The 12,937-nt window shown below is 47.9% G+C and carries 22 protein-coding genes; 21 read left to right on the top strand and 1 reads right to left on the bottom strand.

Going from position 1 to position 12,937, the window contains the following annotated elements:
• Nucleotides 1–9 precede the first annotated feature (9 nt).
• Nucleotides 10–684 carry a prepilin peptidase gene (locus H3M12_RS11370; protein ID WP_129031374.1) on the bottom strand — a complete coding sequence of 225 codons (675 nt, stop codon included), beginning with the start codon at nucleotides 682–684 and terminating at the stop codon, nucleotides 10–12.
• Nucleotides 685–964: 280 nt separating this feature from the next.
• Here H3M12_RS11370 and rpsL point away from each other — a divergent pair, with 280 nt between their 5' ends.
• From rpsL to rpsH, 21 genes are all read left to right on the top strand, one after another.
• A complete protein-coding gene (rpsL, locus tag H3M12_RS11365; protein ID WP_129031373.1) occupies nucleotides 965–1,378 on the top strand; it encodes a 30S ribosomal protein S12 in 414 nt (137 codons plus the stop codon).
• Nucleotides 1,379–1,449: 71 nt separating this feature from the next.
• Nucleotides 1,450–1,920: a 30S ribosomal protein S7 gene (rpsG, locus tag H3M12_RS11360; protein ID WP_129031372.1), complete on the top strand. Its 471-nt coding sequence runs from the start codon at nucleotides 1,450–1,452 to the stop codon at nucleotides 1,918–1,920.
• A 185-nt stretch (nucleotides 1,921–2,105) separates the two neighbouring features.
• Nucleotides 2,106–4,205 carry an elongation factor G gene (gene fusA, locus H3M12_RS11355; RefSeq protein ID WP_129031371.1) on the top strand — a complete coding sequence of 700 codons (2,100 nt, stop codon included), beginning with the start codon at nucleotides 2,106–2,108 and terminating at the stop codon, nucleotides 4,203–4,205.
• A gap of 230 nt (nucleotides 4,206–4,435) precedes the next feature.
• Nucleotides 4,436–4,558 (top strand): hypothetical protein, encoded by a 123-nt coding sequence (locus tag H3M12_RS13010; RefSeq protein ID WP_263853889.1) that lies wholly within the window; start codon nucleotides 4,436–4,438, stop codon nucleotides 4,556–4,558.
• Nucleotides 4,559–4,772: 214 nt separating this feature from the next.
• Entirely contained in the window at nucleotides 4,773–5,312 is a 540-nt protein-coding gene (locus H3M12_RS11350; RefSeq protein ID WP_129031370.1) for a GNAT family N-acetyltransferase, read from the top strand.
• Between the two features lie 523 nt (nucleotides 5,313–5,835).
• Nucleotides 5,836–6,144 (top strand): 30S ribosomal protein S10, encoded by a 309-nt coding sequence (rpsJ, locus tag H3M12_RS11345; RefSeq protein WP_129031369.1) that lies wholly within the window; start codon nucleotides 5,836–5,838, stop codon nucleotides 6,142–6,144.
• Nucleotides 6,145–6,187: 43 nt separating this feature from the next.
• Nucleotides 6,188–6,838: a 50S ribosomal protein L3 gene (gene rplC / locus H3M12_RS11340; RefSeq protein ID WP_129031368.1), complete on the top strand. Its 651-nt coding sequence runs from the start codon at nucleotides 6,188–6,190 to the stop codon at nucleotides 6,836–6,838.
• A gap of 21 nt (nucleotides 6,839–6,859) precedes the next feature.
• Nucleotides 6,860–7,483, top strand: a complete 624-nt coding sequence (gene rplD / locus H3M12_RS11335) for a 50S ribosomal protein L4 (protein ID WP_129031367.1) — start codon at nucleotides 6,860–6,862, stop codon at nucleotides 7,481–7,483.
• Nucleotides 7,483–7,770, top strand: a complete 288-nt coding sequence (gene rplW / locus H3M12_RS11330; protein ID WP_129031366.1) for a 50S ribosomal protein L23 — start codon at nucleotides 7,483–7,485, stop codon at nucleotides 7,768–7,770. Before rplD ends, rplW begins: the two co-directional genes overlap by 1 nt.
• A 29-nt stretch (nucleotides 7,771–7,799) precedes the next feature.
• Nucleotides 7,800–8,648: a 50S ribosomal protein L2 gene (rplB, locus tag H3M12_RS11325; protein ID WP_129031365.1), complete on the top strand. Its 849-nt coding sequence runs from the start codon at nucleotides 7,800–7,802 to the stop codon at nucleotides 8,646–8,648.
• Nucleotides 8,649–8,724: 76 nt separating this feature from the next.
• Nucleotides 8,725–9,003, top strand: coding sequence for a 30S ribosomal protein S19 (gene rpsS, locus H3M12_RS11320; RefSeq protein ID WP_129031364.1), 279 nt, complete (start codon nucleotides 8,725–8,727; stop codon nucleotides 9,001–9,003).
• A gap of 13 nt (nucleotides 9,004–9,016) precedes the next feature.
• On the top strand, nucleotides 9,017–9,373 hold the full coding sequence (gene rplV, locus H3M12_RS11315; protein ID WP_129031363.1) for a 50S ribosomal protein L22: 357 nt from the start codon (nucleotides 9,017–9,019) through the stop codon (nucleotides 9,371–9,373).
• Between the two features lie 3 nt (nucleotides 9,374–9,376).
• Nucleotides 9,377–10,033, top strand: a complete 657-nt coding sequence (rpsC, locus tag H3M12_RS11310; RefSeq protein ID WP_129031362.1) for a 30S ribosomal protein S3 — start codon at nucleotides 9,377–9,379, stop codon at nucleotides 10,031–10,033.
• A gap of 2 nt (nucleotides 10,034–10,035) precedes the next feature.
• Nucleotides 10,036–10,470, top strand: coding sequence for a 50S ribosomal protein L16 (gene rplP, locus H3M12_RS11305; RefSeq protein WP_129031361.1), 435 nt, complete (start codon nucleotides 10,036–10,038; stop codon nucleotides 10,468–10,470).
• Nucleotides 10,460–10,654, top strand: coding sequence for a 50S ribosomal protein L29 (gene rpmC / locus H3M12_RS11300; RefSeq protein ID WP_129031360.1), 195 nt, complete (start codon nucleotides 10,460–10,462; stop codon nucleotides 10,652–10,654). Before rplP ends, rpmC begins: the two co-directional genes overlap by 11 nt.
• A 27-nt stretch (nucleotides 10,655–10,681) precedes the next feature.
• Entirely contained in the window at nucleotides 10,682–10,948 is a 267-nt protein-coding gene (rpsQ, locus tag H3M12_RS11295) for a 30S ribosomal protein S17 (protein WP_129031359.1), read from the top strand.
• 50 nt (nucleotides 10,949–10,998) lie between these two features.
• Entirely contained in the window at nucleotides 10,999–11,367 is a 369-nt protein-coding gene (gene rplN, locus H3M12_RS11290) for a 50S ribosomal protein L14 (RefSeq protein ID WP_129031358.1), read from the top strand.
• A gap of 35 nt (nucleotides 11,368–11,402) precedes the next feature.
• A complete protein-coding gene (gene rplX, locus H3M12_RS11285; protein ID WP_129031357.1) occupies nucleotides 11,403–11,714 on the top strand; it encodes a 50S ribosomal protein L24 in 312 nt (103 codons plus the stop codon).
• A 26-nt stretch (nucleotides 11,715–11,740) separates the two neighbouring features.
• Nucleotides 11,741–12,283 carry a 50S ribosomal protein L5 gene (gene rplE, locus H3M12_RS11280; RefSeq protein WP_129031356.1) on the top strand — a complete coding sequence of 181 codons (543 nt, stop codon included), beginning with the start codon at nucleotides 11,741–11,743 and terminating at the stop codon, nucleotides 12,281–12,283.
• Nucleotides 12,284–12,303: 20 nt separating this feature from the next.
• Nucleotides 12,304–12,489: a type Z 30S ribosomal protein S14 gene (locus H3M12_RS11275; RefSeq protein WP_010621638.1), complete on the top strand. Its 186-nt coding sequence runs from the start codon at nucleotides 12,304–12,306 to the stop codon at nucleotides 12,487–12,489.
• Between the two features lie 33 nt (nucleotides 12,490–12,522).
• Nucleotides 12,523–12,921 carry a 30S ribosomal protein S8 gene (gene rpsH / locus H3M12_RS11270; RefSeq protein ID WP_129031355.1) on the top strand — a complete coding sequence of 133 codons (399 nt, stop codon included), beginning with the start codon at nucleotides 12,523–12,525 and terminating at the stop codon, nucleotides 12,919–12,921.
• Nucleotides 12,922–12,937 lie beyond the last annotated feature (16 nt).

Raw genomic sequence — 12,937 nt, 5'->3', positions numbered from 1 at the left:
CTCTTTGTCTTATAATGGGGACGGAATCCAGGTTGACCAGCCCCACCAAAACCAAGCACTAAGGGTCAATGCTGGAATGAATGCAAAACGTGCACGTGGCGTCTTGCGGGTGGTTGCTAGAGCGAGCCCGCAAGCGACCACTAACCACTGACTGGTCGCCCAAAGTCCCCAAGTAATCAAATAGCTGATAATGAATTCGAGATCACCATCCCCAATCCAGGGACGAGGCCACCGGGGCCAAAGTACGTGAATCAAGAAGTAGCTCCCCAACAACCAGGCGCCAGTACTAAATGACCAGATGTGCGGTGCCACCAAAAGGTTCGCGACCCCAATCCAGGCGGGAAACGTCAGGTTGGTTCGGTCACAAAGGGCGGCGTAGCCCCAAAGAAGGAGCCACGCGATGGGGTGCCAGTCAGTGGGGGTGTGGTAGGTCGTAAGGAGTAGCCCACAACCTAACTCGACCAACACGGTCGTTGGGGGGATTGGACTATGACAGTAGAAGCATCGGCCGCGAAGTAGCCAGTAGCTGACTCCCGGTACCAGTTGCCAAGCGGCTAATGGCGTTTGACACCAGTCGCAGTGTGAAGCCGGAAAGAGTAGTGATTCGTGGGTTGTGTAGCGGTGGGCGGCTGCCACGATAAAGGAGCCCATGCAACACCCGTAGATAAAAAGAATTAACGTCATGATTATCACCTCAGAATCATTTCCGCAAACTCCGACGAAAAGTTTGAGGGATTTTGAAAACGGCAAGTTGACAGTCTTTGACGTGCGTGGTATTCTATTCAAGGTGCTTTTCGCAGACAGGTCTTTGGTATTATTTTTACCGGACATGCTGACTGGACGGCGAGGAGGACACTTCAATTGACAGACACCATTGTGGTGGCTTTTTCTTTAAAGAAAAATGAACCACCTGGATGTGTGGACTTAAAAATCTAGCAAAGATATGGAAAGGAGGACTATTTAGATGCCTACTATCAACCAATTGGTACGTAAAGGTCGTAAATCTAAAAGTTCGAAATCAGATGCCCCAGCTTTAAACTATGGGTATAACAGTTACAAGAAGGCGCAAGTTAAGAATCCTGCTCCGCAAAAGCGGGGCGTGGCCACTCGTGTTGGAACGATGACGCCAAAGAAGCCTAACTCAGCTTTACGGAAGTACGCGCGTGTGCGTTTATCTAACTTAATTGAAGTGACTGCTTACATTCCAGGGGTTGGACACAACTTGCAAGAGCATAGTGTTGTCTTAATCCGTGGTGGCCGGGTAAGGGATTTACCTGGGGTTCGTTACCACATTGTTCGTGGTGCGCTTGATACGGCCGGTGTGACTGACCGTCGTCAAGGCCGTTCCAAGTACGGTACTAAGAAGCCTAAGAACTAAAAGAATCATGTTAGCAGCTGCACGGTTGCCGTCAGCTTCTAAACAAGTTACTTCAAGGAGGATATTGAATAATGCCTAGAAAAGGAAACGTACAAAAGCGTGAAGTCCTTCCTGATCCAATCTACAACTCAAAGCTGGTTACTCGTTTGATTAACCACACGATGATGGATGGGAAACGTGGAACTTCCACTAAGATTATTTATGGTGCATTTGACATCATCAAAAACGAAACGAACAACGACCCCGTAGAAACGTTCGAAGAAGCAATGAAGAACGTTATGCCTGTCTTGGAAGTCAAGGCACGGCGGGTTGGGGGTTCTAACTACCAAGTCCCAATCGAAGTTCGCCCAGACCGGCGGACGACGTTAGGCTTGCGTTGGATCGTGCAATACGCACGGCTCCGGGGCGAACATACCATGGTTGAACGGCTTGCTCGTGAAATCATGGATGCCGCTAACAACACTGGTGCTGCGGTTAAGAAGCGTGAAGACACTCACCGGATGGCTGATGCTAACCGGGCCTTCGCCCACTACCGCTGGTAAGCGAGCAGTTTTTAAACTGCACGTCCGTCAGTGTGCTAGAATACTGGGGCAAAACGTGCTAGCCACGTTTACCGCTCTAGTTTAAAGGAGTAATCCTTTAATTTAGAGGTGGCTACAATCTATAGATGATGGTAGTCACCTTTTGTTCAAACGACGATCATTTTGAGAGGAGTTACACATTAATCATGGCTAATACTCGTGAATTTCCGCTTGAGAAGACGCGTAACATCGGTATCATGGCCCACATCGATGCCGGGAAGACGACGACTACTGAGCGTATCCTGTATTACACTGGTAAGATCCATAAAATTGGTGAAACCCACGATGGGGCTTCACAAATGGACTGGATGGAACAAGAACAAGAACGTGGGATCACGATCACGTCTGCCGCAACTACGGCGGAGTGGAAGGAACACCGGATTAACATCATCGATACCCCAGGACACGTGGACTTCACCGTTGAAGTTGAACGTTCATTACGGGTCTTAGATGGTGCCGTTGCCGTTCTGGATGCTCAAGCCGGAGTTGAACCACAGACTGAAACGGTTTGGCGTCAAGCGTCCGACTTTAGTGTTCCCCGGATTGTGTTCGTCAACAAGATGGATAAGATCGGGGCTAACTTCGACTTCTCCGTTCAATCCTTACACGACCGTTTGGATGCCAACGCCGTAGCCTTACAAATGCCAATCGGGGCCGAAGACAACTTTACTGGGGTCGTCGACTTGATTGAAATGAAGGCCTACGTTTATGACATGGACGACTTAGGTTCCAAGTGGGACACGGTCGACATTCCAGATGACATGAAGGAAGAAGCTCAAAAGCGCCATGAAGGCATCATCGAAGCCGTTGCTGACGTCGATGACGAAATCATGGAAAAGTACCTGGAAAACGAAGAAATCACTAAGGATGAATTGAAGGCTGCCATTCGGCGGGCAACGTTATCCCTAGAAATGTTCCCAGTTTTCGCTGGTTCTGCCTTTAAGGATAAGGGTGTTCAGATGTTGATGGACGCCGTTGTGGACTACTTACCATCTCCATTGGATGTTAAGCCTTACAACGCCACGGATCCTGATACTGGTGACGCCGTTGAACTTCGGGCTAACGACGAAGATTCCTTCGCTGCGTTGGCCTTCAAGGTGGCCACTGACCCATTCGTTGGTCGGTTGACTTACATCCGGGTTTACTCCGGAACCTTGGAAGCTGGTTCTTACGTGCTGAACTCCACGAAGGACAAGCGTGAACGGGTTGGACGGTTGCTGCAAATGCACTCCAATCACCGTCAAGAAATCCCTGAAGTCTTCTCCGGTGATATTGCCGGGGCCATTGGGTTGAAGAACACCACTACTGGTGATTCTTTGACTGACCCTGATCACCCACTGCACTTGGAATCCATGGACTTCCCAGATCCAGTTATCCAGGTTGCCGTTGAACCGAAGACTAAGGCTGACCAAGACAAGATGAACACGGCCCTCCAAAAGCTTTCTGAAGAAGACCCAACTTTCCAGGCGGAAACTAACCCTGAAACTGGTGAAACTCTGATTGCCGGAATGGGTGAACTTCACTTGGACATCATCATTGACCGGATGAAGCGTGAATTCAAGGTTGAAGCCAACATTGGTGCGCCACAAGTGGCTTACCGTGAAACCTTCACCAAGGACACGTCCGTTCAAGGTAAGTTCGTTCGTCAATCTGGTGGTAAAGGTCAATATGGTGACGTTTGGATTGAATTCACCCCTAACGAACGTGGTAAGGGTTACGAATTCGAAGACGCCATCGTTGGTGGGGTTGTTCCACGTGAATTTATCCCATCTGTCGACCAAGGGTTACAAGAAGCGATGGCCAACGGGGTCTTAGCTGGTTACCCATTAGTTGACGTTAAGGCTAAGCTCTATGATGGGAGTTACCACGAAGTCGATTCTAGTGAAGCAGCCTTCAAGGTTGCCGCTTCTCTGGCTTTGCGGAACGCCGTTAAGAGTGCCGGTCCAGTGATCTTGGAACCAATCATGAAGGTTGATATCCAAGTTCCTGAAGAATACATGGGTGATATCATGGGTCAGGTTACCGCACGTCGGGGCCGGGTCGATGGTATGGAAGCCCGCGGTAACGCACAAATGATTCACTCATTCGTGCCGTTAGCCGAAATGTTCGGTTACGCCACTACTTTACGGTCTGCTTCGCAGGGTCGTGGGACGTTTACCATGACGTTCGACCACTACGAACCAACGCCTAAGAGTGTTCAAGCTGACATTATCAAGAAGAATGGTGGCACTCCAGTCGAAGACTAAGCGCTAATTGTTCTTAGTGCGAGGAAACTCGGACGCAAAGCGTCGTCAAACCCAATTTGGGCTTGGCGACGTTTTTTTGCTATTTTTTAAAATAATTTATCCATTGCCGATAAAGTGATTAAAGAGCTGGAAAATCCTGCTACCAGCTTCGTCCTTGATGAAGTGGTGCCGCTTATTGATGGCGAACGTCTTGTGAATTGTGTAGATGAACTGTGGGGCGGGTGACGCCCATGTTCATTCAAGAACCATTCGGAGCGTCCGGGGCGTATGCTATGATGGTCAAGCGGGATTACCAGTTCTTATCCCGGCAGATTGAAAACAAAGGCCAAGTCATCAAAGGCGATATCGACTAGATTTTAGCCGACGTTCGAGCGGTGCTTTAAGTCTAATAATGATTAACTTGAATCGGAATGTAAAACCGTAGGGATTTTAAAAATAATTAGTGGCGTGAAAGCTTGATTTCACGCCATTTTTTGCGCCTGATACGGGAAAAAGTAGCTAAAATGATTTACAAATCGCGCAACATTACTATAATAATGAAAGCAATAAACTAATGGGGGTGCAGATTTGGCATATTTTGAAACGGAACGACTCGTGCTACGGCCGATTCAGCCGACCGACCACGACCAGTTACAGGCATTGATTTTAGATCCACAAGTGGTCGCGTACGTGCGCTACCGGTCGATTCAGACCCCGGCCGCTTTTGATGCGGCGTTCACGACGCACTTTTTAGCGGAACCACGGACCGTCTTTGGGCTGGAAACGAAGCGTGACCATCAACTAATCGGCTTTTATGAATTTCACATGACTCAAACGACCGGTGAACTGACCTATGCTTTGCGACAGTCCGCGTGGGGCCACGGGTACGTGGCGGAAGCGGGGACGACTCTAATGGCCTATGGTTTTGACAGCTTGGCGCTAGAGCGGATTGAAGCGCACTATGCCAGCGTGAATCCCAATTCTGGCCGGGTCATGGCCAAGATGGGTATGCACGATGAAGGGGAATTACAGACCCACACCCTGGATAATGGGGAGACCGTGCACGTGATGATGTATGGGTTGAGCCGTTCGGACTGGCGGGGGCAACGTCACAGTCAAAGTGCCTAAGCCGACTAAATTGAATAGGAAGTCGAGTCATAAAAAACGCGTTAGCAAGAAGCTAGATTTTTGCAGCGCGTTTTTGTGGTTAAAGACTGGCGGGATGGGAGTTAAACGGACAGTTGATCGAATAAATGAGAAACTTTGCTACCATAATAATAGACTTCACTTAAGGTAAGCAGGAGCTTGGCCGTTTGACTTACTAAATCCAAGTAACGAAATGATTGACAAACACCTTAATTTCGCGGTATTCTAAAACGCGAATTTATAAAAGTTTTTGCGGACCCTAACACGGGAGAATCCCCAAAAAGTTTGAGGAATTCTACGAATGCCCTTGTCATACGGCGCTTTATTTAGTATGATATTTAAGTGCTGATCTTCAGGGGTGTCTTTTTGTACGCCTGTTAGCGGCCCAAAAGTTTAAGCGATGATGTGGGAGATTGCGACACGCCCGGCCGCATTGCCATGAGGGCGTGGCGGGAATTCACACGGAGTTAGTCTTATTTTTAAAATAGACGAAGGAGGGAACACAATGGCAAAACAAAAAATTCGGATTCGGTTGAAGGCTTACGAACACCGTATCTTGGATCAATCAGCAGAAAAGATTGTTGAAACGGCGAAGAGAACTGGTGCTGGCATTTCTGGCCCAATCCCATTGCCGACTGAACGGACGGTCTACACTGTCTTACGTTCACCGCATAAGTTCAAGGACTCGCGTGAACAGTTCGAAATGCGGACGCACAAGCGTCTGATTGATATCGTTAACCCAACGCCAAAGACGGTCGACTCATTAATGAAGCTTGACCTGCCTAGCGGTGTGGACATCGAAATCAAGTTATAATTTAGTACCAAAATCTAAAAAACATTAAATCGGAGGTGTACTCATGACCACTAAAGGAATCTTAGGGAAAAAGGTCGGGATGACGCAAGTCTTCACTGATGCTGGTGAATTGATCCCCGTGACTGTTGTCGAAGCAACGCCCAACGTTGTGTTGCAAGTTAAGACGATGGAAAACGACGGTTACAATGCCATTCAACTTGGCTACCAGGACAAGCGTGAAGTTCTTAGCAACAAGCCCGAACAAGGTCATGTAGCAAAAGCAAACACGACTCCTAAGCGCTTCATTCGTGAATTCAAAGATGTTGAGCTGGGAGATTACAAGGTAGCTGACGAAGTTAAGGTCGACGTCTTCCAGACGGGCGACATCGTTGACGTCACTGGTGTCACTAAAGGTCATGGATACCAAGGTAACGTCCACAAAGACGGTCAAAGCCGGGGCCCTGAAACCCACGGTTCTCGTTATCACCGTCGTCCAGGTTCTCTGGGTGCCATCATCAACCGGGTTTTCCCTGGGATGAAGCTTCCAGGTCGGATGGGTAACAAGCGTGTTACGATCCAAAACCTGCAAATCGTTAAGGCTGACGTTGACAACAACGTTCTGCTGATCAAGGGTAACGTGCCAGGTGCTAACAAGTCACTCGTTGTTGTCAAGAGTGCTGTTCGTCCGCCACGTCCTAAGCAATCTGAAAAATAAATCGGAAGGGAGGATAATTAAATGACAAGCGTAGCATTATACAAACAAGATGGTAGCCAAAACGGCGACGTAACCTTGAATGCTGATATCTTCGGCATCGAGCCTAACGAAAATGTCGTTTTCGACACGATTTTGATGCAACGAGCTTCCTTACGTCAAGGAACCCACGCCGTTAAGAACCGGAGTGCTGTTCGTGGCGGTGGTAAGAAGCCATGGCGTCAAAAGGGTACTGGTCGGGCACGTCAAGGTTCCATCCGTTCCCCACAATGGGTCGGTGGTGGTGTGGTCTTTGGCCCTACCCCTCGTTCCTACAGTTACCGCCTTCCTAAGAAGGTTGGTCGTTTAGCACTTAAGTCCGTTCTTTCCCAAAAGGTTCTGGATGAAAGCTTGGTCGTTGTTGACGGCTTGGCCTTCGATGCACCTAAGACGAAAGAATTTGCTGCTGTGCTGACTGGTTTGAATGTCACGACCAAGACGTTAGTGGTCTTAGAAGACGACAACACGACGGCTGCTTTAGCTGCTCGTAACTTGGCTAACGTTAAGGTTATCCCAGCGAAGAGTTTAAACGTCTTAGACGTTGCGAACGCGGATAAGTTAGTGATTACTCAACCAGCTCTTTCTCAAGTAGAGGAGGTGCTCGCATAATGGAAGCACGCGACATTATCTTACGTCCCGTTGTCACTGAAGCAACGATGGCAACCATGGACGACAAGCGTTACACTTTCGATGTTGATGTCCGGGCAACCAAGACGCAAGTCAAGCACGCCATCGAAGAAATCTTCGACGTGAAGGTTGTTAAGGTCAACATCATGAACTTAAAGGGTAAGAAGAAGCGTCAAGGACGTTACGAAGGCTACACTAAGAAGCGTCGTAAGGCCATTGTCAGCTTATCTGCCGACTCAAAAGAAATCAAATTATTCAACGAAGAATAATATCCTGATAAATATAGGAGGGAAATAACGTGGCGATTAAGAGATACAAACCAACAAGTAATGGTCGTCGGAACATGACGAGCTTGGTTTACAAAGACGTCATCACTAAGACGACTCCTGAAAAATCATTGCTTGCTTCACAAAGCCACACCGCTGGCCGGAACAACGCCGGTCGGATGACGGTTCGTCATCGTGGCGGTGGTAACAAGCGCCAATACCGGATCATCGATTTCAAGCGAATCAAAGATGATGTTCCTGCAACGGTTAAGGCCATCGAATATGATCCTAACCGGACGGCTAACATTGCTTTACTGGTCTATGCTGATGGGGTAAAATCCTACATCTTAGCACCTAAGGGCTTAAAGGTGGGCGACCAAGTTCAATCTGGTCCCGAAGCTGATATCAAGACTGGTAACACGTTACCATTGAAGAACATTCCGTTTGGAACGGTTATTCACAACATTGAATTGAAGCCAGGTAAGGGTGGCCAATTGGTCCGCTCCGCTGGGACTTCCGCACAACTTTTAGGTAAGGCCAACGATGACAAGTATGTCTTGGTTCGTTTATCTTCCGGTGAAGTTCGGATGATCTTAGGCGCTAACCGGGCAACCATCGGTGCAGTTGGTAACGAAGAACACGAATTAATCAACGTTGGTAAAGCCGGCCGGACTCGTTGGGCTGGTCAACGTCCTCACGTTCGTGGGTCTGTTATGAACCCTAACGATCACCCTCATGGTGGTGGTGAAGGTAAAGCACCAGTCGGGATGCCATCTCCTCTGTCCCCATGGGGTAAGAAGACGGTTGGTAAGAAGACTCGTAAGAAGAAGAACCGGACCGACAAGTTTATTGTTCGTCGTCGTAAGGGTTCTAAGATGTAATTATCCGTTTCAACGGATAATTGATACCGGGTGTCATCGTTTAAACGATGCGCCACAAGTAGAGGAGGTTTCATAAATGGGTCGTAGTTTAAAAAAGGGACCTTTCGCCGATGCGCACTTGCTGAAGAAAATCGATGCGCAAAAGGATCAAGATAAGAAGGCCGTCATTAAGACCTGGTCCCGCCGGTCTACTATTTTTCCTAGCTTCATTGGTTACACCATTGCTGTTTATGACGGACGGAAGCATGTCCCAGTTTACATCCAAGAAGACATGGTGGGCCACAAGTTAGGCGAGTTCGTACCAACGCGGACCTTCCATGGTCACGGTGGCGACGACAAGAAAACTGCACGATAAGGAGGATTAACTAATGGCTGAACAAGTTACATCAGCACAAGCGACTGCTAAAACGGTGCGCATTGCTGCTCGTAAGGTCCGTCTGGTTATCGACCTTATCCGCGGTAAGAGCGTTGCTGAAGCACTAGCTATCCTTAAGTTCACACCCCGTGGTGCTTCACCGGCTGTGACTAAGGTTTTAAACTCTGCAATTGCGAATGCAGAAAACAATTTTGACTTAGATCGTCAAGATTTAGTTGTTAGCGAAGCCTATGTCAACGAAGGACCAACCCTCAAGCGGTTCCGTCCTCGTGCCAAAGGTTCTGCTTCACCAATCAACAAGCGTACGAGTCACATTACGGTTGTTGTATCTGAAAAAGAGGAGGGATAACGCGTGGGTCAAAAAGTAAATCCAACCGGATTACGGGTCGGTATTATTCGTGACTGGGAAGCAAAGTGGTATGCTGAAAAAGATTTTGCTGCTTACTTACGAGAAGACCTTCAAATTCGTAAATTCATCGAAAAGCGTCTTGAAGATGCTTCCGTTTCAACTGTTGAGATCGAACGGGCTGCTAACCGGGTCAACATCTCGATTCACACTGCCAAGCCAGGAATGGTCATTGGTAAGGGTGGTTCCGAAGTTGAAAACCTGCGGAAAGAATTAAACGCCTTGACTGGCAAGCGAGTTCACATTAACATTGTGGAAATCAAGAAGCCAGACTTGGATGCCAAGTTAGTTGGCGAAAACATTGCTCGTCAATTGGAAGGCCGGGTTGCTTTCCGTCGGGCAATGCGTCAAACGATGCAACGCACGATGCGTTCTGGTGCTAAGGGTATCAAGACGCAAGTTTCAGGCCGGTTAAACGGTGCTGATATGTCCCGTGTTGAATCCTACGCTGATGGTACGGTTCCGTTGCACACGTTACGGGCCGACATCGATTACGCTTGGGTAGAAGCGCACACGACTTACGGTTCCATCGGGGTTAAGACCTGGATCTACCGTGGTGAAATTTTACCTGAAAAGAAAGATAACGGACAAGGAGGGAAATAAGCATGCTGGTACCTAAGCGAGTAAAGTTCCGTCGTGTCCACCGTGGTAAGCTTCGTGGTGAAGCTAAGGGTGGCAAGAGTGTTGCCTTTGGTGACTACGGTTTGCAGGCTCTGGATTCCCATTGGATTTCCAACCGTCAAATTGAAGCTGCCCGTGTTGCGGTCACGCGGTATATGAAGCGTGGTGGGAAAGTTTGGATCAAGATTTTCCCTCACAAATCCTACACTGAAAAAGGTGTTGGGGTTCGGATGGGTAATGGTAAAGGTGCGCCAGCTGGCTGGGTTGCCCCAGTTAAGCGTGGTAAGGTAATGTTCGAAGTTGGTGGCGTTGATGAAGCGACTGCCCGCGAAGCCTTACGTCTGGCTGCCATGAAACTTCCCGTTCGTACTAAGATTTTAACCCGAGAGGAAGTAGGTGGCGAATCTAATGAAGACTAAAGACATCAATGAATTAACCACTGCTGAAATGCTCGATAAAGAAAAGAGCTACAAGGACGAATTGTTTAACTTGCGGTTCCAATTAGCCACTGGTCAGTTGGAAAACACCGCTCGGTTGAAGCAGGTTCGGAGAAACATTGCACGCATCAAGACTGTTCTGCGTCAACAAGAGCTGAACAAGTAGAATACGATAAAGGGAGGCCAATAATACATGAGTGATGTACGTAATCACCGTAAGGTATACCGCGGTCGCGTTGAATCCGACAAGATGGACAAAACGATCACGGTCGTCGTTTCAACGACGAAGACTGATGCACGGTACGGCAAGCGGGTCAAGTACTCCAAGAAGTACAAGGCACATGATGAGAACAACGAAGCCCAAACTGGCGACATCGTTGAAATCATGGAAACGCGGCCACTGTCTGCCACTAAGCGGTTCCGTTTAGTTGACATTGTTGAAAAAGCAGTCATTATTTAAGTGTCGTTTTTATCGTATTCTGAACTAGAACTGAAGGGAGGACACTAGCTGTGATCCAACAAGAAAGTCGCTTAAAGGTTGCCGATAACTCCGGCGCCCGGGAAATCCTGACGATCAAGGTTCTGGGTGGCTCTAAGCGTCGCTACGCCGGAATCGGTGATGTCATCGTTGCTACTGTCAAACAAGCAACACCAGGTGGCGTTGTCAAAAAGGGTGATGTGGTTAAGGCTGTTATCGTACGGACGAAGTCTCGTGTTCGGCGGACTGACGGAACTTACATCAGTTTTGATGAAAATGCTGCAGTGCTGATTAAAGACGACAAGAGCCCACAGGGGACTCGGATCTTTGGCCCAGTTGCTCGTGAATTACGGGACAACGACTACATGAAGATCATCTCATTAGCACCCGAAGTACTATAATCAAGAAACGTGTAAACAAGGAGGTGCCTACAGGAATGCTTATTAAAACTGGTGACAAGGTCCGCGTGATCGCTGGCAAGGATAAGGGCAAGGAAGGAACTGTGTCCAAGGTCTTATTTGCTAAGAACCGCGTGATTGTCAAAGGCGTCAACATGATTAAGAAACACCAAAAGGCTTCACAAACGAACCCTCAAGGCGGAATTCTTGATGTTGAAGCACCAATTCACGCATCCAATGTTATGTTTATCGATCCATCGAACAACGAACCAACCCGGCTTGGCGTTCGCATCGAAGATGGTCACAAGGTCCGGTTTGCTAAAAAATCCGGCGAAACCATCGACAAATAAATCCACGGAAGGAGGAATAACATTTCATGTCAGCTCGTTTAAAAGAAAAGTACGTAAATGATATCACACCATCTTTGGTGGAGAAATTCAACTACAGTTCTGTGATGCAAACCCCTAAGATCGACAAGATCGTCTTGAACATGGGTGTTGGTGACGCGGTTGCCAACGCTAAGAACCTGGACGAAGCCGTTGAAGAACTCGGACTGATTTCTGGTCAAAAGCCATTGGTTACTAAGGCCAAGAAATCCATCGCGACCTTCCGTCTTCGTGAAGGTATGTCCATTGGGGCCAAGGTTACCCTTCGTGGTGACCGGATGTATGAATTTCTGGATAAGTTGATCAACGTGTCATTGCCACGTGTTCGTGACTTCCACGGTGTTAGCACCCGTTCTTTTGATGGACGTGGGAACTACACGTTGGGGGTTAAGGAACAATTGATCTTCCCAGAAATCAATTTCGACAACGTTAACCGTGTTCGTGGTTTGGACATCGTTATCGTTACGACGGCAAACACTGATGAAGAGTCTCATGAATTACTGGCTCAATTCGGCATGCCGTTTGCACACTAATATAAGGAGGTTCACACAAATTGGCTAAGAAATCTCAAATTGCTAAGAACAAGCGTCCTGCGAAGTTCTCTACTCAGAATTATACTCGTTGCGAACGTTGTGGACGTCCACACTCTGTTTATCAAAAGTTCCATCTTTGCCGGATCTGCCTACGCGAATTAGCCCACAAGGGTCAAATTCCTGGCATGAAGAAGGCTAGCTGGTAAACCGATTTTTAAACAAAGGGAGGGAAAACGTTAATGTCCATGACTGATCCAATTGCAGACTTCTTGACGCGGATTCGTAACGCCAACATGGTTCGTCACGAATCACTCGAAGTACCTGCATCAAAAATTAAACGTGACATCGCTGAAATCCTGAAGCGTGAAGGATTTATCCGCAACGTCGAATACATCGACGACGACAAGCAAGGCATCATTCGTGTCTTCTTGAAGTACGGTAAGGATAACCAACGCGTCATCAGTGGTTTGAAGCGTATTTCGAAGCCAGGTTTACGTTCATACGTGAAGTCTGACGCCGTACCAAAGGTATTGAACGGTTTAGGTATCGCCATTATCTCCACCTCTGAAGGGGTTATTACTGATAAAGAAGCGCGGGCCAAGAAAATCGGTGGCGAAGTTCTCGCCTACATTTGGTAAAAATCTTATAAAGACA

The sequence above is a fragment of the Levilactobacillus suantsaii genome, assembly GCF_014069315.1.
Lineage (GTDB): Bacteria > Bacillota > Bacilli > Lactobacillales > Lactobacillaceae > Levilactobacillus > Levilactobacillus suantsaii.
The sequence above is the reverse complement of the archived record's forward strand: the minus strand, read 5'-3'. Positions and strand labels throughout refer to the sequence as shown.